General features: G+C 70.7%; 15 protein-coding genes. 13 read left to right on the top strand and 2 right to left on the bottom strand.

All coding sequences use genetic code 11. The annotated features are described in order from the left end of the window. The first annotated feature begins 2 nt into the window (after positions 1-2). The 12 genes from JN22_RS12065 (at position 3) to JN22_RS12010 (ending at position 13,930) form a co-directional block, all read left to right on the top strand. The gene (locus JN22_RS12065; protein ID WP_085554148.1) at positions 3-923 is read left to right on the top strand and encodes a catechol 2,3-dioxygenase; all 921 of its coding nucleotides are present in this window, start codon (positions 3-5) and stop codon (positions 921-923) included. Between the two features lie 10 nt (positions 924-933). Further along, positions 934-1,464 carry a GlcG/HbpS family heme-binding protein gene (locus tag JN22_RS12060; RefSeq protein WP_211099636.1) on the top strand — a complete coding sequence of 177 codons (531 nt, stop codon included), beginning with the start codon at positions 934-936 and terminating at the stop codon, positions 1,462-1,464. A 40-nt stretch (positions 1,465-1,504) separates the two neighbouring features. Then, positions 1,505-3,046 carry a 2-hydroxymuconic semialdehyde dehydrogenase gene (locus JN22_RS12055; RefSeq protein ID WP_085554147.1) on the top strand — a complete coding sequence of 514 codons (1,542 nt, stop codon included), beginning with the start codon at positions 1,505-1,507 and terminating at the stop codon, positions 3,044-3,046. A 10-nt stretch (positions 3,047-3,056) separates the two neighbouring features. Continuing rightward, positions 3,057-3,845, top strand: coding sequence for a 2-keto-4-pentenoate hydratase (locus JN22_RS12050; protein ID WP_085554146.1), 789 nt, complete (start codon positions 3,057-3,059; stop codon positions 3,843-3,845). A gap of 7 nt (positions 3,846-3,852) precedes the next feature. Further along, complete coding sequence (locus JN22_RS12045) at positions 3,853-4,785, top strand: acetaldehyde dehydrogenase (acetylating) (RefSeq protein WP_085554145.1); 933 nt, start codon at positions 3,853-3,855, stop codon at positions 4,783-4,785. A 14-nt stretch (positions 4,786-4,799) separates the two neighbouring features. Then, the gene (gene dmpG, locus JN22_RS12040; RefSeq protein WP_085554144.1) at positions 4,800-5,825 is read left to right on the top strand and encodes a 4-hydroxy-2-oxovalerate aldolase; all 1,026 of its coding nucleotides are present in this window, start codon (positions 4,800-4,802) and stop codon (positions 5,823-5,825) included. Then, entirely contained in the window at positions 5,822-6,601 is a 780-nt protein-coding gene (locus tag JN22_RS12035; protein ID WP_085554143.1) for a 2-keto-4-pentenoate hydratase, read from the top strand. The genes dmpG and JN22_RS12035 overlap by 4 nt, the downstream gene beginning before the upstream one ends. Positions 6,602-6,605: 4 nt before the next feature. Then, positions 6,606-6,800 (top strand): tautomerase family protein, encoded by a 195-nt coding sequence (locus JN22_RS12030; protein ID WP_085554142.1) that lies wholly within the window; start codon positions 6,606-6,608, stop codon positions 6,798-6,800. Positions 6,801-6,908: 108 nt separating this feature from the next. Then, positions 6,909-7,805 (top strand): SphA family protein, encoded by an 897-nt coding sequence (locus JN22_RS12025; protein ID WP_211099635.1) that lies wholly within the window; start codon positions 6,909-6,911, stop codon positions 7,803-7,805. 356 nt (positions 7,806-8,161) lie between these two features. Continuing rightward, a complete protein-coding gene (locus JN22_RS12020) occupies positions 8,162-9,727 on the top strand; it encodes an ABC transporter substrate-binding protein (RefSeq protein WP_317852925.1) in 1,566 nt (521 codons plus the stop codon). Positions 9,728-9,787: 60 nt separating this feature from the next. Beyond that, positions 9,788-13,465: a hybrid sensor histidine kinase/response regulator gene (locus tag JN22_RS12015; RefSeq protein ID WP_085554140.1), complete on the top strand. Its 3,678-nt coding sequence runs from the start codon at positions 9,788-9,790 to the stop codon at positions 13,463-13,465. A gap of 15 nt (positions 13,466-13,480) precedes the next feature. After that, a complete protein-coding gene (locus tag JN22_RS12010; RefSeq protein ID WP_085554139.1) occupies positions 13,481-13,930 on the top strand; it encodes a response regulator in 450 nt (149 codons plus the stop codon). Between the two features lie 68 nt (positions 13,931-13,998). Here JN22_RS12010 and JN22_RS12005 read toward each other — a convergent pair whose 3' ends face one another. Continuing rightward, positions 13,999-14,250, bottom strand: coding sequence for a DUF4167 domain-containing protein (locus JN22_RS12005; protein WP_085554138.1), 252 nt, complete (start codon positions 14,248-14,250; stop codon positions 13,999-14,001). Positions 14,251-14,422: 172 nt separating this feature from the next. Then, the gene (locus tag JN22_RS12000; RefSeq protein WP_085554137.1) at positions 14,423-15,268 is read right to left on the bottom strand and encodes a helix-turn-helix transcriptional regulator; all 846 of its coding nucleotides are present in this window, start codon (positions 15,266-15,268) and stop codon (positions 14,423-14,425) included. Between the two features lie 101 nt (positions 15,269-15,369). Here JN22_RS12000 and JN22_RS11995 point away from each other — a divergent pair, with 101 nt between their 5' ends. Further along, positions 15,370-16,257 carry an SDR family oxidoreductase gene (locus JN22_RS11995; protein WP_085554136.1) on the top strand — a complete coding sequence of 296 codons (888 nt, stop codon included), beginning with the start codon at positions 15,370-15,372 and terminating at the stop codon, positions 16,255-16,257. Positions 16,258-16,480: the final 223 nt, after the last annotated feature.

Here is a 16,480-nt window from a genome sequence, read left to right as displayed (position 1 = left end):
CGATGTCCGTCAAAGGCGTGCTGCGTCCCGGCTTCATCCAGCTCCGCGTGCTCGACATGGCGGCGGCGCTGACCCACTACGTCGACCGGCTGGGGTTGAACCTCGTGTCCACCGGCGACGACGGCCGCGTCTACCTGAAGGGCTGGGACGAGTTCGACCGCCACAGCGTCATCCTGCGCCAGACCGACACGGCCGGCATGGACGTGATGGGCTTCAAGGTGCGGACCGAGGACGACCTCGACCAGTTCGCCGAGCGCATCCGCGCCTGGGGGCTGGCCGTCGACACGGTGGCGGCGGGCGAGCAGCCCGGCGTCGGCCGCCGCATCGGCGCCGTCCTGCCGTCCGGCCACCGGATCGAGCTGTACGCGACCGTCGAGCTGTCGGGCAGCCACCCGCCGATCCACAACCCGGACGTCTGGCCGGAGGAGCCGCGCGGCATGAAGGCGACCCGCTTCGACCACGCCCTGCTCTACGGCCCCGACATCGACAGGAACCTGCGCTTCTTCGAGGAGGCGCTGGATTTCTCGCTGGCCGAGAAGATCGAGCTGCCCGACGGCGTGCTGGCGATCTGGCTGACCTGTTCCAACAAGGCGCACGACATCGCCTTCGTGAAGCATCCCGAGCCGGGCAAGTTCCACCACGCCGCCTTCTTCCTGGAATCCTGGCACGACGTCGGCCACGCCGCCGACCTGATGAGCCGCTACAACATCTCCATCGACATCGGTCCGACCCGCCACGGCATCACGCGCGGCCAGACGATCTATTTCTTCGACCCGTCGGGCAACCGCAACGAGGTCTTCGCCGGCGGCTACACCCACTACCCCGACAACCCGACCCGCGTCTGGGACGAGAACGAGCTGGGCAAGGGCATCTTCTATTACGAGAAGGCGCTGAACGAACGCTTCCTCAGCGTCGTGACCTGAGGGGGCGGCCATGGAACGCGCCATGGAACTGGCCGTCCGTCAGGACGTGGAGCTGGCCGTCCGTCAGGACGTGGAGCTGGCCGTCCGTCAGGACGTGGAGCTGGCCGTCCGTCAGGACGTGGAGTTGACGGTCCGTCAGGACGGCATCGCCCACGAGGCCGCCTGCACCGCCGTCCTCGCGGCGGTGCGCGAGGGCGCCGCCCTGGGGGTGGCGGTCAACGCCGCGGTGGTGGATTCCGGCGGGACGCTCGTCGCGTTCCTGCGCGCCTCCGGGGCGTTCCTCCACTCCATCGCCATCGCCCAGGACAAGGCCTTCACGGCGGTCGGCTTCCGCATGCCCACCGCCGATCTGGGCCGGCTGATCGCCGGCAACCCCGACCTGCGCGACGGGCTGATCCGCCGCGACCGGCTGACCGCCTTTCCCGGCGGGCTGCCGATCCTGGCGGACGGGCGGCTCATCGGCGGCATCGGGGTCTCCGGCGCGTCGGAGGAGCAGGACTGCCGCTGCGCGCGGGCCGGTCTGGCCGCGCTGGGGCTCTGACCGCCGCGCATCACGACACAACAAGGACGCAAGACCCATCATGACCACCTCCACCCTGTCCCGGACCGGGCCATGGCCCGACGCCGCCCGGCCCGACTCCGCCTCGGCGGACGGCGCCGCGCCCAAGGAGATTCTCCACTTCATCGGCGGCGCCTACGTTGCCGGCGGCGGCGGGCGCCGCTTCGAGAACCGCTCGCCGGTCGACGGCTCGCTGGTGTCGCTGGTGCACGAGGCCTCGCGGGCCGACGTGGACGCCGCCGTCGCGGCGGCCCGCGCCGCGCTGTCCGGCCCCTGGGGCCGCATGACGGTGCAGGAGCGGGTGGACCGCCTGCACAAGGTCGCCGAGGGCATCCTGCGCCGCTTCGACGCGTTCCTCGCCGCCGAGATCGCCGACACCGGCAAGCCGCAATCGCTGGCCTCGCACATCGACATCCCGCGCGGCGCCGCGAATTTCGCGGTCTTCGCCGACGTGGTGAAGAACGTCCCCACCGAGTTCTTCGAGCTGGCGACCCCCGACGGCGCCGGGGCGCTCAACTACGCGAGGCGCGGCCCCAAGGGCGTCATCGCCGTGATCAGCCCGTGGAACCTGCCGCTGCTGCTGATGACCTGGAAGGTCGGGCCGGCGCTGGCCTGCGGCAACACCGTCGTCGTCAAGCCCTCGGAGGAGACGCCGACCACCGCCGCGCTGCTGGGCGAGGTGATGAACGAGGCCGGCATTCCGCCCGGCGTCTACAACGTCGTCCACGGCTTCGGCCCGGACTCGGCCGGCGAGTTCCTGACCACCCACCCCGGCGTCGACGCGATCACCTTCACCGGCGAGACCCGCACCGGCGAGGCGATCATGAAGGCCGCCGCGACCGGCGTCCGCGCCGTGTCGTTCGAGCTGGGCGGCAAGAACCCGGCGGTCGTCTTCGCCGACTGCGACCTCGACAAGGCGATCGAGGGCACCCTGCGCTCGGCCTTCGCCAATTGCGGGCAGGTCTGCCTGGGCACCGAGCGGATCTATGTCGAGCGCCCGATCTTCGACGCGTTCGTCGCCCGGCTGAAGGCGGGGGCCGAGGCGCTGGTCCCCGGCCATCCCTTCGCCTCCGGCACCAGCCTCGGCCCGCTGATCAGCCGGGAACACCGCGACAAGGTGCTGTCCTACTACGCCCGCGCCATCGCCGACGGCGCCACGCTGGTGACCGGCGGCGGGGTTCCCGACATGCCGGCGGAGCTGGCCGGCGGGTCCTGGGTGCAGCCGACCATCTGGACCGGGCTGCCCGACGACAGCGCCGTGGTGCGCGAGGAGATCTTCGGCCCCTGCTGCCACATCCGCCCCTTCGACAGCGAGGAGGAGGCGGTGGCGCTCGCCAACGACACCCCCTACGGGCTGGCGGCGGCGGTGTGGACGGAGAATCTGGGCCGGGCGCACCGGGTCGCCGGCCGGATCGGCGCCGGCATCGTCTGGGTCAATTCCTGGTTCCTGCGCGACCTGCGCACCGCCTTCGGCGGGTCCAAACACTCGGGCATCGGCCGCGAGGGCGGCGTCCATTCGCTGGAATTCTACACCGAACTGAAAAACATCTGCGTCAAGCTGTGAGGGCCGACCGATGAGCGAACACTCCATCCGAACGGCCGCCGACCGGCTGTTCGAGGCGCTGGGCAGCGGCACGCCCTGCGACCCCGTCCGCGAGCTGCTGCCCGACGGCGATCTCGCCGCCGCCTACGCGGTGCAGGAAACCAACACCCGGCGCGGGCTGGCGCAGGGCCGGGCGCTGTCGGGCCGCAAGATCGGCCTGACCTCCAAGGCGGTGCAGGCCCAGCTGGGCGTCGGCCAGCCCGACTACGGCATGCTGTTCGCCGACATGGCGGTGCCCGACGGCGTCGAGATCGCGCGCGACCGGCTGATCCAGCCCAAGGCGGAGGCGGAGGTCGCCTTCGTCCTCGGCCGCGACCTCGACCGGGAGTCGATCACCGCCGCCGACGTGATCCGCGCGGTCGACTGCGTTCTGCCCGCCATCGAGATCGTCGACAGCCGGGTCGCCGGCTGGAACATCCGCATCCTCGACACCATCGCCGACAACGCCTCGTCGGGCCTCTACGTGCTGGGCAACGAGCCCAAACCGCTGGCCGGCCTGGATCTGCGCCTGTGCGGCATGGTCATGGAGATGGGCGGCGAGCCGGTGTCGACCGGCGCCGGGCTGGCCTGCCTGGGGCATCCGCTGAACGCGGTGCTGTGGCTGGCGCAGACCATGGCGCGGGTCGGCCGCCCGCTGAAGGCCGGCGACACGGTGCTGTCGGGGGCGCTGGGGCCGATGGTTCCGGTCGCCTGGGGGTCGGTCGTCGAGGCGCGCGTCGAGGGGCTCGGCTCCGTCCGCGCCGCCTTCGCCAGGGAGTGAACGGGTCATGAGCAAGGTCAAGATCGCCATCCTCGGGTCCGGCAACATCGGCACCGACCTGATGATCAAGGTGATGCGGCACGCCAAGCATCTGGAGATGGGCGTCATGGTCGGCGTCGATCCGGAATCCGACGGGCTGGCCCGCGCCCGCCGGATGGGCGTCGCCACCACCCACGGCGGGCTGGAGGGGCTGATGGCGATGCCGGAATGGCGCGACGTCGGCATCGTCTTCGACGCCACCTCCGCCTACGCCCACAAGGCGCACAGCGCCGCCTGCGTCGCGGCGGGCAAGCAGGTGATCGACCTGACCCCGGCGGCCGTCGGCCCCTACGTCGTGCCGCCGGTCAACCTCGACGCCCATCTCGACCGGCCCAACGTCAACATGGTGACCTGCGGCGGGCAGGCGACCATTCCGATGGTCCACGCGGTCGCGCGCGTGTCCAGGGCGGTGCCCTACGCCGAGATCGTCGCCTCGATCTCCTCGCGCTCGGCCGGTCCGGGCACGCGGGCCAACATCGACGAGTTCACCGAGACGACCGGCCGCGCCATCGAGACGGTCGGCGGCGCCGCGCGCGGCAAGGCGGTCATCGTGCTGAATCCGGCCGAGCCGCCGCTGATCATGCGCGACACCGTCTTCGTGCTGTCCCAGGGCGCCGAGCCGGCGGACATCGAGGCCTCGGTCGAGGCGATGGTCGCGGAGGTGCAGGGCTACGTCCCCGGCTACCGGCTGAAGCAGGCGGTGCAGTTCGAGCGCTTCGGCAACAACGATCCGGTGCGGATCCCCGGCTACGGCGAATTCTCCGGCATCAAGTCCTCGATCTTCCTGGAGGTCGAGGGGGCCGCCCATTACCTGCCGGCCTACGCCGGGAACCTCGACATCATGACCTCCGCCGCCATGGCCACGGCCGACCGCTGGGTCGAGCGCCGGTCCGCCGCCTGAAGGGAGCCTCCCACATGAGCAAACTTTACATTCAGGACGTGACGCTGCGCGACGGCATGCACGCGCTGCGGCACCGCTACGACCTGCCCACCGTGGTCGCCATCGCCAGGGCGCTCGACGCCGCCCGCGTCGACGCCATCGAGATCACCCACGGCGACGGGCTGTCGGGCGGCTCCTTCAACTACGGCTTCGGCAGCCACACCGACCTCGACTGGATCGAGGCGGTCGCCGGGGCCGTCGGGCACGCCAGGGTGACGGTGCTGCTGCTGCCCGGCATCGGCACGCGCGACGACCTGAACGCCGCCTTCGCGTCGGGCGCCCGTTCCGTCCGGGTCGCCACCCATTGCACCGAGGCCGACGTCTCGCGCCAGCACATCGAGCACGCCCGCAAGCTGGGCATGGACACGGCGGGCTTCCTGATGATGGCCCACATGATCCCGACCGACCGGCTGGTCGAGCAGGCCAGGCTGATGGAATCCTACGGGGCCGACTGCGTCTATGTCGTCGATTCGGCCGGCGCCCTGCTGCCCGAACAGGTGGGCGAGCGGGTGCGGGCCTTCCGCGCCGCGCTGAGGCCGGAGACGGGGATCGGCGTCCACACCCACCACAACCTGACGCTGGGCGTCGCCAACGCCATCGCCGGGGTGCAGGCCGGCGCGACGCGCGTCGACGCCTCGCTGGCCGGGATGGGCGCCGGGGCCGGCAACGCGCCGCTTGAGGCGCTGGTCGCCGTGCTCGACCGCATGGGGCTGGACCATGGCTGCGACCTGTTCGCCCTGATGGACGCCGCCGACGATCTGGTCCGCCCGCTCCAGGATCGGCCGGTGCGGGTGGACCGCGAGAGCCTGTCGCTCGGCTACGCCGGCGTCTATTCCAGCTTCCTGCGCCACGCCGAACGGGCGGCCGGGACCTACGGCCTCGACACCCGCGCGATCCTGGCGGAGCTCGGCCGGCGCAAGATGGTCGGCGGGCAGGAGGATATGATCGTGGACGTGGCGCTGGATCTGCTGAAGGCGCGTGACAAGGAGATCGCGGCATGAACGGCATCGTGACGGGTTTGGGGGAATTGGCGCGGATCGCCGACGACGCGGCGCGTCTGGCCCACGCGATCCCGCAATTCACCGATCGCCTCGCCCTGACGGTGGACGACGCCTACGCCGTGCAGGCGCTGTCGCTGGCGCGCCGCGCCGCGCGCGGCGAACGGCGGGTCGGCATGAAGATGGGGCTGACCAGCCGGGCCAAGATGGCCCAGGTCGGCGTGGACGAGATGATCTGGGGCCGCCTGACCGACGCCATGCAGGTCGAGGAGGGCGGGACGATCCGGCGCTCGGCCTACGTGCACCCGCGCGTCGAGCCGGAACTGGCCTTCCTGCTGAAGGCCCCGCTGGCCGGGCGGGTGACGGCGGCCCAGGCGCTGGCGGCGGTCGAGGCGGTGGCCCCGGCGCTGGAGATCATCGACAGCCGCTACCGCGACTTCAAGTTCGCGCTGCCCGACGTGATCGCCGACAATTCGTCGTCGTCCGGCTTCGTGGTCGGGCAATGGCGCCGGCCCGACCTCGACGTCGGCAATCTCGGGCTGGCGCTGCTGGCCGACGGCCAGCCGGTGCAGGTGGGGTCGACCGCCGCGATCCTCGGCCACCCGGTGCGCTCGCTGGTCGCGGCGGCGCGTCTGGTCGCCCAGTGGGGCGAGCGGCTGGAGGCCGGCTGGATCGTGCTGGCCGGCGGCGCCACCGCCGCCCATCCGCTGGCCCCCGGCATGGCGGTGCGCGCCGACATGCAGGGGCTGGGGTCCGTGTCCTTCCAGGTGGGGGAGTGAGGCCATGCCGATCATCGACGTGACCATCCTGGCCGGGCGCCCGCCGGAGAAGCGGCTGGCGCTGATCCAGGCCCTGACCAGGGCGGCGGTGGAGAGCTTCGACGTGCCGCCCGAAGGGGTGCGGGTGCTGCTGCGCGAGATCCCGCCGGAGCATTTCGCCGTCGCCGGCACGCCCAAGAAACCGCTGGTTCCCGGCTGACCGGCCCGGCGCGCGCGGGATCACCACGAACAAGAAGACCAGCCGCCCGGCCGGCGCCGCGATGCCGCGCGCCGGAACGGGACGGCGCACGGCATCGGAGGAAGCATCGTGAGGATTTGGACATCGGCCTGGACATCGCTGGCCGCCACGGCGGCGCTCGCCCTCTCGCTGGCGTCGGCGGCGCCCGCCGGGGCGACCGAGGCGGAGACGCAATACCCCAACGGGGCGGAAGGCTTCATGGCCGGCGCGGTGCCGCCGCCGGGGGTCTATTTCCTGAACTACCTGACCCACTACACCACCAACCGGCTGAACGACGGATCGGGCGACAGGGTGCCGGTGCATTTCCGCCTGAACGCCACGGCGGAGGTCGCGCGCTTCGTCTGGACCAGCGACGTCCAGGTGCTGGGCGCCTATTGGGGCATGCACATCCTGACCCCGCTGGTCAATCTGGAGTATGAGCTGGGGCCGAACTCCGTCCATCAGTTCGGGCTGGGCGACATCACCATCGACCCGGTGATCCTGTCCTGGCACTGGAAGAACTTCCATCTCGCCACCGGCCTCGACGTGATCCTGCCGACCGGCCGCTACGACAAGACCAAGCCGCTGAACATCGGCGCCAACTATTGGGGGTTCGAGCCGCTGGTCGCCGGGACCTACCTGTCCGACGACGGCTTCGAGGTTTCGGCCAAGCTGATGTACACCGTCAACACGACGAACACGGCCACCGACTACCGCTCGGGCCAGGCGTTCCACATGGATTACATGGTGGGCCAGCACATCGGCGGCTGGACGGCCGGCGTCGGCGGCTACTGGTTCCGGCAGACCGGCGACGACCGGCGGGCGGGTGTCGGCATCGGCAACCGCGGCCGGGCCTTCGCCGCGGGGCCGGCGGTGAAATACGATGTCGGCGGGGTGTCGCTGATCGGCCGCTGGCAGCACGAGTTCGCCAGCGAGAACCGGCCGCAGGGCGACAAGTTCTGGTTCAAGTTCGTCACCCCCCTGTAGGCGGGCTTTTCCCGGACCGGACCCGTGGTCCCGGCGCGGCACGCCTTTGGCGGACCGGCTCCAGGGCTTCGAAGCGGTTGCCGCGCTTCCCGGCGAACCCCGGTCGGTTTTCTGCCGCCGAATGCGGAGGCCGCTTCACCGTGCCAACTCTCCCGTGCTGTGGATAAAACCTGTCGCGGGAGAGCAGCAAAATGTGTTAATCACCATTATTGAACGGCATTATTTCGCATAACGCCACCAAGGGTGATGGTTGGACACCGGGCATCGCCTTTTTTTAATGAAAAGAAGGGCGCGGATTCATGCAAGGGAAGCGCAATGGTCTGAGAAAATCCATTCTCCCATTGGGTGTAATCGCGTTGCTGGGCGCAGGTTTCGCGGCGCCGTCACAGGCGGCGAAGACCCTGGTCTTCTGTTCGGAAGGCAACCCTGACTATCTCAGCCCGCCGCTCGCGCGGACCACCACCAGTTTCGACGCCATCACGCCGGTCTTCGACACGCTGGTCCGTTTCGATCCCGCCACCCAGACCATCGTGCCGGGGCTGGCCGAATCCTGGACCGTGTCGCCGGACGGGCTGGTCTACACCTTCACGCTGCGGACGGACGCGGTCTTCCACGGCACCGCCGACTTCAAGCCGAGCCGGGCGCTGAACGCCGAGGACGTGCTGTTCAGCTTCCAGCGGCAATGGCGGGCCGACCATCCCTACCACCGGGTCAGCGGCCTGACCTACGACTACTTCCGCGACCTGTCGATGCCGGCGCTGCTGAAGAGCATCGAGGCGGTCGACGCGCGGACGGTGCGCTTCACCCTGAACCGTCCGGAGGCGCCCTTCCTGGCCGATCTCAGCATGGTGTTCGCGTCGATCGCCTCGGCGGAATACGCCGAGCACATGCTGAGGAAAGGCACGCCGGATGAGTTCGACCGCGCGCCTCTGGGCACCGGCCCCTTCCAGCTGGTGTCCTACCAGAAGGGCGCCACCGTCCGTTTCAAGGCGTTCGCGGAGCATTGGGGCGGCAAGCCGCCGCTCGACAGCCTGGTGTTCTCGATCACGCCGAACGCCGCCGTCCGGCTGAACAAGCTCCAGTCCGGCGAATGCCACGTCATGCCCTTTCCCAACCTCGCCGACCTGCCCAAGGTGGAGGCCGACCCCAACCTGACGTTGATGCGGCAGGAGGGGTTCAACGTCGCCTTCATGACCTTCAACGTCCAGAAGAAGCCGTTCGACGACGTGCGGGTCCGCCGCGCCGTCAGCATGGCGATCGACAAGGCGACGCTGGTCGAGGCGATCTACGGCACCGCCGGGCGGACGGCCAAGAATCCGCTGCCGCCCACGACCTGGGCCTACAACGACGCCATCGTCGATCTTCCCTACGACCCGCGGCAGGCGGTCCGGCTGCTGGCCGAGGCGGGCTACCCGGAGGGCTTCGCGACGGAGCTCTGGCACATGCCGGTGACCCGCCCCTACATGCCCGACGCCAAGCGCGCGGCCGAGATGATGCGCAACGACCTCGCCAAGATCGGCGTCCGGGCGACGCTGGTGACCGACGACTGGTCGGTCTACATGAAGCGGCTGATGAACGGCGACCACCAGGCCGGCATGATCGGCTGGACCAGCGACAACGGCGACCCCGACAACTTCCTCTACACGCTGCTGAGCTGCGAGGGCGCCCGCCCCGGCGGCGGCAACATGGCGAAATGGTGCGATCCCGATTTTGAGAAACTGATCGTCCGCGCCAAGCAGACGACCGACACCGCCCTGCGCACGACGCTGTACCATCAGGCCCAGGAGGTCTTCAAACGCGAGGCGCCCTGGCTGCCGCTCGCCCATTCCATGGTCTTCATGGTGGTGCGCAAGGAGGTCCGGGGCTACCGGATGCATCCCTTCGGCCTGCACGTCTTCCGCAGCGTCGACCTGGACCGCTGACGCCGTGGCCCGCGCGCCCCTGATCCGTGCCCCTGATCCACGCCCCATGACACGCGCCCGATGACGCGCGCCGGCATCGCGCAACGGATCGCCGCCGTCGGCGGCGTGCCCGTGCTGGTCGCGGCGGCCATCGCGGTCGCCGCGTGGTTCCTGCTGGCCCAGGCCGACCGGGCGCGGCAGTCGGCGGTCATCGCCGGCACGGTCTACCGCGAGCTGATGGGCGCGGCGGCGGCGCGGTCGGACTACCTGCACGCGGCCCCGGCCAAACGCGCGCCCCAGGCCGCGCTGTTCGACGCGCGGACGGCGGAGGCCCGCCGCCAGCTGGACGCGCTGGCGGCGCTGGCCGGCGACGGCGAGCTGACGGCGGCGGTCGCCGCCAACCGGCGGACGCTGGGCGGCTACGCCGAGCGGATGGAGCGGTTCAAGGCGGTCACCGAAGGGAACGACGCCCTGATCGCCACCATGGCGCAGCAGGCGGCGCGGCTGGTCGAGATCACCGACAGCGCCCGCCAGCGCCAGCGCATCGCCAACATCCGCTTTTCCGAAAGCATCGCCGAATCCGATCGGCGGCTGCGGCTGAACCGGGACGTGCTGGACCACGCGCGCGGCCTGCGCAACGCCCTGGCCGGTCTGTGGCGCTACGAGGCCACCCGGCTGGCGGCGGTGGACGAGGCGGCGACCCAGCTCGACATCAACGTCCTGACCGCCCGCCTGCAACTGACCGCCAAGGCCCTGGACGAGGCGATGGCCGGCATGGCCGGGCAAACCGTCACCGGGGAAACCGCCTCCGGCCAGACCGACTCCGGGCAGCCGGCGGCCCCGGACAGCTTCGCGGCGGTGACGGCCGATCTGGGGCAGGCGCTCGCCGCGCGGACCCCGGTGCAGGGACTGGCGCGGGCGCTCGACGGGCGGATCGACCAGATCATCAACATCCACAGCACCGCCTACGCCTCGGTCCAGGACGAGCTGACCGAGCTGACCGGCCACGCGGTGGAGGCCAACGAGACCGAGCAGGAGGTCCAGAACATCGCCGTCGCGGTGCTGAAGCTGACCGGCCGCACCGCCGACGCCGTGGTCCAGCGCGACACGGCCGCCGCCACCCGCATCCTCGGCGACGCCGCCCTGCTGGAGGAGACCATGGCGCGGCTGCCGATCCCGCCGCTGATCCAGGGCGACATGATCGACGCGACGGACAGCTGGCGCCGCAGCCTGACCCTGGCGAAGGACGGGCTGGCCCGGCAGGAGGCGATGATCGCCGAGATGGACGCCGACGCCGGGACGATGGCGGCGGGCGCCCACCGGCTGAACGACGCCTTCGGCGACAACGCCGAACGGATCGGCGCCATCCTGCGCAGCATCCTGGCGCTGGGGGCGACGGCGGGGCTGCTGCTGGCCGCGACGGCAACCCTCCTCGTCGCCCGCTCGATCACCCGGCCGATCCAGCGCCTCCAGCGGCAGATGGTGCGTCTGGCCGAAAGCCCGCTGGCCGGCCAGCAGCCCGCCGAGGCCATCGCCGAGACCGACCGCCGCGACGAGCTGGGCGCCATGGCGCGCGCCGTGCAGCTCTTCGTCACCGGGATCGGCCAGCGCGAGATCGCGCTGCACCAGGCCCGCGACCAGGCGGTGGAGGCGACGCTCGCCAAATCCTCGTTCCTGGCGATGATGAGCCACGAGATCCGCACGCCGATGAACGGCGTCACCGGCATGGCGGAGATGCTGGGCCAGACCGACCTGACCGACGAGCAGCGCGGCATGGTCGGCGTCATCCGTAGCTCGGCGCGGGCGTTGCTGACGATCATCAACGACATCCTGGACTTCTCCAAGATCGAGGCCGGGAAGCTGGAGATCGAATCCATCGCCTTCTCGCTGACCGAGGTGGTGGAGGACGCCGCCGAGCTGGTCACCGGCCGCGCCGAGGAGAAGGCGCTCGATCTGGTGGTGCTGATCGACGACGGCGTTCCCGACCAGCTGCTGGGCGACCCGACCCGGCTGCGGCAGGTGCTGATCAACCTCGCCGGCAACGCCATCAAGTTCACCGAGAGCGGCCATGTCGCGCTGCGGGTCCGGCGCCTGCCCGGCGGCGACTCGGCGGAGAGCGCGCGGCTGCGCTTCACCGTGTCCGACACCGGCATCGGCCTGACCGGGGAACAGCGCGCCCGCCTGTTCCAGCCCTTCCAGCAGGCCGACAGCTCCACCTCGCGCCGCTTCGGCGGCACCGGGCTCGGGCTGACCATCTGCCACCGGCTGTGCGCGCTGATGGGCGGCGCGATCGGCGTCGATTCGGTGCATGGGGAGGGCTCGACCTTCTGGTTCGAGCTGCCCTTCCCGATGGTGGCGCCCGAACCGCTGGCGCCCGCCGTCGCCATCGCCGACGCCCGCGTCGTCGCGGTCGGCTTCGACGGCCCCCGCCGCGCCGCCCTGGAGGGCATCCTGCGGGCCGGCGGCGTCGGCTCCGTCGCCTGGGTGGGCTACGACGACGACCCGCTGGCGCGGATCGCGGCGGTTTCGGCGGGCCCGGCACCGGAGGGCGCACCGGAGGAGACGCCGGGGGTGGCGGTCATTCTCCACACCGCCGGGACCACCGACGCGGCGATGGCCTGCGGCAAGCGGATCGTCGAGGCCGGCATCCGGCCGGCGCCGAAGGTGATGCTGACGGCGTCGCGGCTGCTGGTCTCCTCCCTGGGCGAGGCCGACCGCATCGGGCTGTTCTGCACGCTGACCCTGCCGCTGCGCCGCCAGCGGCTGTGGCAGGTGCTGGCCGCCGTCCTCGGCCGCGCCAGCCTGGAGCGGCGCGGCGGCGCGCAGGACGACGACGCGGCCGGCTGGACTCCCCCCTCGGTGGAGGAGGCCCGCGCGGCGGGCTGCCTGATCCTGGTGGCGGAGGACAACCCGATCAACCAGACGGTGATCCGCCGCATGCTGAACCAGCGCGGCTACGCGCTGGAGATGGCCGACGACGGCGTCCAGGCGCTGGCGCTGCACCGGCCGGGCCGCTACGGGCTGCTGCTGACCGATTTCCACATGCCGGAGATGGACGGCTTCACCCTGACCCGGATGCTGCGGCGGCGCGAGGAGAGCGAGGGCCTGGATCGCCTGCCCATCGTCGCGCTGACCGCCGACGCCCTGCCCGGCACCGAGCAGCGCTGCCTGGAGGCCGGGATGGACGGCTACCTGACCAAGCCCATCGACTCGCGGCTGCTGGCGGCGGTCCTCGACCGTCATCTGCCCCAGGCGCGGGCGCTGCGCCGCCGGGCGCGGCCGGCCGAGCGCCTTGCGCCGCCTTCCCCCACGACGTCTTCCCCCACGACATCTTTCCCCACGGCGGCTCCGGCCCGGACATGGCGGGACGCCGACATCGACCCGGCCATCTTCGACCTCGCCCAACTGGCCGAGAACTTCACGCCCGGCGATCCCGACGCCATCGCCTTCCTGGAGCGCTTCCTCGAGATGGTTCCCGGCCTGATCGGGACGGCGGCCGGCCGGCTGGCCGACGGCGACACGGCGGCGGCCCGCGACGCGGTCCACACTCTGAAGGGAGCGTCCCTGTCCATCGGGGCGGCCCGGCTCGGGCAGTTGGCCGCCGACGCGCAGGATTGCCTGGACGCGGGCGATGCCGACACCGCCGCCCTTCTCGTCGATCTGCTGGCGCCGACGCAGGAGGAACTCGTCGAGGCCACCGCCGCCTTGCGGGAATTCACGGCCGGCATGGCGCCGTGCCGGGAAACGGAAACGCGTTAGGGAACGGAAACGATCATGGCCTCCATCGACTACTCGAAGCTCCGCGTCCTGGTCGTCGAGGACGACGCCTTCACCCGCGACCTGATCCGCAAGGTCCTGAAGGACATCGGGGTGCGGTCCCTGTCGGAAAGCGCGAACGGCAAGGACGGGCTGATGGAGGTGGTGCGGACGCGGCCCGACATCGTGTTCTGCGACATCCACATGGCGCCGATGAACGGCCGCCAGTTTCTCCAGGCGGTGCGCGGCATCAAGGTGAAGGACGTGAACCGGACGCCGGTCGTCTTCCTGACCGCCGACGCCGACATCAGCCATGTCCGCTTCGCCAAGGAGCACCAGGTCAATGGCTATCTGGTCAAGCCGATCAGCCTGACGAAGCTTCGCGACGCCATCGACCTCGCCATCGGCAACGCGAACGCCAACGCCCAGCGCGAACAGGAGGGCGTGGCGGAAAACGGGCTGTCCTGACGGCGTTTCCGGACGCGGGTGGGCGGCTTCCCGCATCGGCGTCCATCGTCTTGCGCCGATGATTCCGATCAGGATTGTCCGCGCGACACCCGGTACCAGTGCTCGGCGTGCTGGCGGCAGAATTCGGCCTCCACCGGATCGCCGTTGCGCGCCGCGTCCTCGGCGCGCGACAGCCACTGCGCCTGCTTCTGCTCTGGCGATCCGCCGACGCGCGGTGGCTGCTGCGGCCGGCTCGGCTGGAAGGAGGGCGGGGAGGCGGCGTCGGACCGGCGGCGGCCGGCTTTGGCGCGAAAACGCGGGGTCTGGGATCCGGGGGCCATTGGCTCGTGCCTGGGGAATGCGATGCCCAGCCGACGGAGGCTTGGGCGGGGTGGAGTCTAACGGCGTGGCGGAGCGTTGTCACCCGTGGCGGTGCGGGTGTCGAGGAAAGGCTTGGCCGATCGGTCGCTGCTCGGCAAGGCGCCGTTGGGCGCCGTTGGGCGGCGGCGTCGGTCAAGGGCTTCCCATTCCATTTTTCCGACCGATCAGCGCACGGATGCGCTCCTTGACCCGTTCGTCCAGCGGGTTGTAGACCAGCAGACCCAGATCGGGACGGCCATCGACGGCGAAAGCCGAATATTCCATCGCGAAGGTGCCCAGTTCCGGATGCTGGAGGTGCTTGATCCCCTCGCCCGGCGCATGAACGTCGTTCTCCTTCCAGAACCTGGCGAAATCCGCACTCGCCCTGCACAGCTCGTCAACGAGTTCGGCGATCTCCTTCACGGCGCCGGCGCGTGCGGCGTCGACGCGGAAGGCGCCGACCAGAAACCGGGCCACGCCCTCCCAGTCCTTTTGCTTGGATTGGATCGCCGGGTTGCAGAACACCAGCCGCAGGATGTTCCGCCGATCGGGGGGGAGCGTGCCGTAATCGGTCAGAACCACCGCAGCGGCGGAATTCCAGGCCAGCACGTCCCAGGTCGCCGTCTTGATGAAGGCTGGACAGGCGTCGAACGCGTCCAGCAGCCGTTGTAGACGGGGGCTGACGCCTTGCGCCGGCCTGTACCGCATCTCCGGCGGCCGGCCGAGCGCCAGAATGAACAGATGCTCCCGTTCCAGGTCGGTGAGCATCAGGCTGCCGGCGATCCGGTCCAGCACGTCGGCCGACGGCGCTCCTCCCCGTCCCTGCTCCAGCCATGTGTACCAAGTCGGGCTGATGTTGGCGCGCTGCGCCACCTCCTCCCGGCGCAGTCCCGGCGTGCGGCGGCGTCCGGAGAAGCCGAAGGCCGCCGGATCAAGCCGTGTGCGGCGGTCCCGCAGGAAGGCGGCGAGCGAGCTGGTCTGTCTGGAGCCGGTCTGCATGGCGATCCTGGTAGCCGCTATACTAGGAAAACGTCACTACTTTAACAGGATATCATGCGGCGTCAGAGTGGGGGCGACGGAATTGGAAAGGTGATTTCCCCATGCGCGTTTTTCTCACCGGCGCCACCGGCTTCATCGGCCGGGCCGTGCTTTCCGAACTGCTGAAGGCCGGCCACCAGGTCGTCGGCCTGACCCGGTCGGCGGAGGGCGCCCATTCCCTCGCAGCCGCCGGTGCCGAGGCGCACCACGGCACGCTGGAGGATTTGGCGAGCATCCGAAGCGGTGCCGAAGGAGCCGACGCCGTGATCCACGCCGCGTTCGACCACGACTTCTCGCGTTTCGCCGAGAATTGCGAGAAAGACCGCCGGGTGATCGGCGCGCTGGGCGAGGTGCTGAAGGGCTCGGGCCGCCCGCTGCTGATCACCTCGGGGATCGGCATGGGCGGTAGCGGCCATGGTCAGCCGGCCCGCGAGGATGTCTTCAACGATGCCCACCCCAATCCACGCATCGCTTCGGAGCGGGCCGGCAACGACCTGCTGGATGCCGGCGTCAACCTGGCCGTGATGCGGCTGCCCCAGGTTCACGACACGCGCAAGCAGGGGCTGATCACTCCGCTGATCGCGATCTTCCGCGAAAAGGGCGTCGCATCCTACATCGGGGAGGGGCGCAACCGCTGGTCCGCCGGTCATTTGAACGACGTCGCCCGTCTCTATCGGCTGGCGATCGAGGCGGCGGAGCCCGGCGCACGCTACCACGCGGTCGGCGAGGAGGGTGTCGAGATGCGCGAGATCGTGGAAGCCCTGGCCCGCGGCCTGGGGATTCCGGCGGTCTCCATCCCGCTGGACAAGGCGGCCGAGCATTTTGGCTGGATGGCGATGTTCGCGGGCACCGACATGGCGGCGTCCAGCGTCCTGACGCAGGCGAGGCTCGGCTGGCGTCCGGAGGGGCCGGGCCTCATCGCCGACCTCGATGCGATGCGCCATGCCTGACACGGGAGGGGCGGACCATCGCCGCCCCGCCCATTGCGGGCGGCTGCCTCGTGGAAGCCCCGACGATCCGCTTGGCGACGCCCTTCCGGCCCAGCCGCACCGGGCGCACGTCAAACCGGGCGCACGTCGAACCGGGGGCGACGCTCCTCGAGCAGCCGGCGGGGCAGGGCGGCGACGCCGCGGCCGTGCGCCACCATCAGCGGCCTGATGTCCGCGAACATGG

Origin of the sequence: Azospirillum agricola (assembly GCF_020005195.1) — a bacterium.
In the GTDB taxonomy this organism is placed as follows: Bacteria; Pseudomonadota; Alphaproteobacteria; order Azospirillales; family Azospirillaceae; genus Azospirillum; species Azospirillum agricola.
The sequence above is the reverse complement of the archived record's forward strand: the minus strand, read 5'-3'. Positions and strand labels throughout refer to the sequence as shown.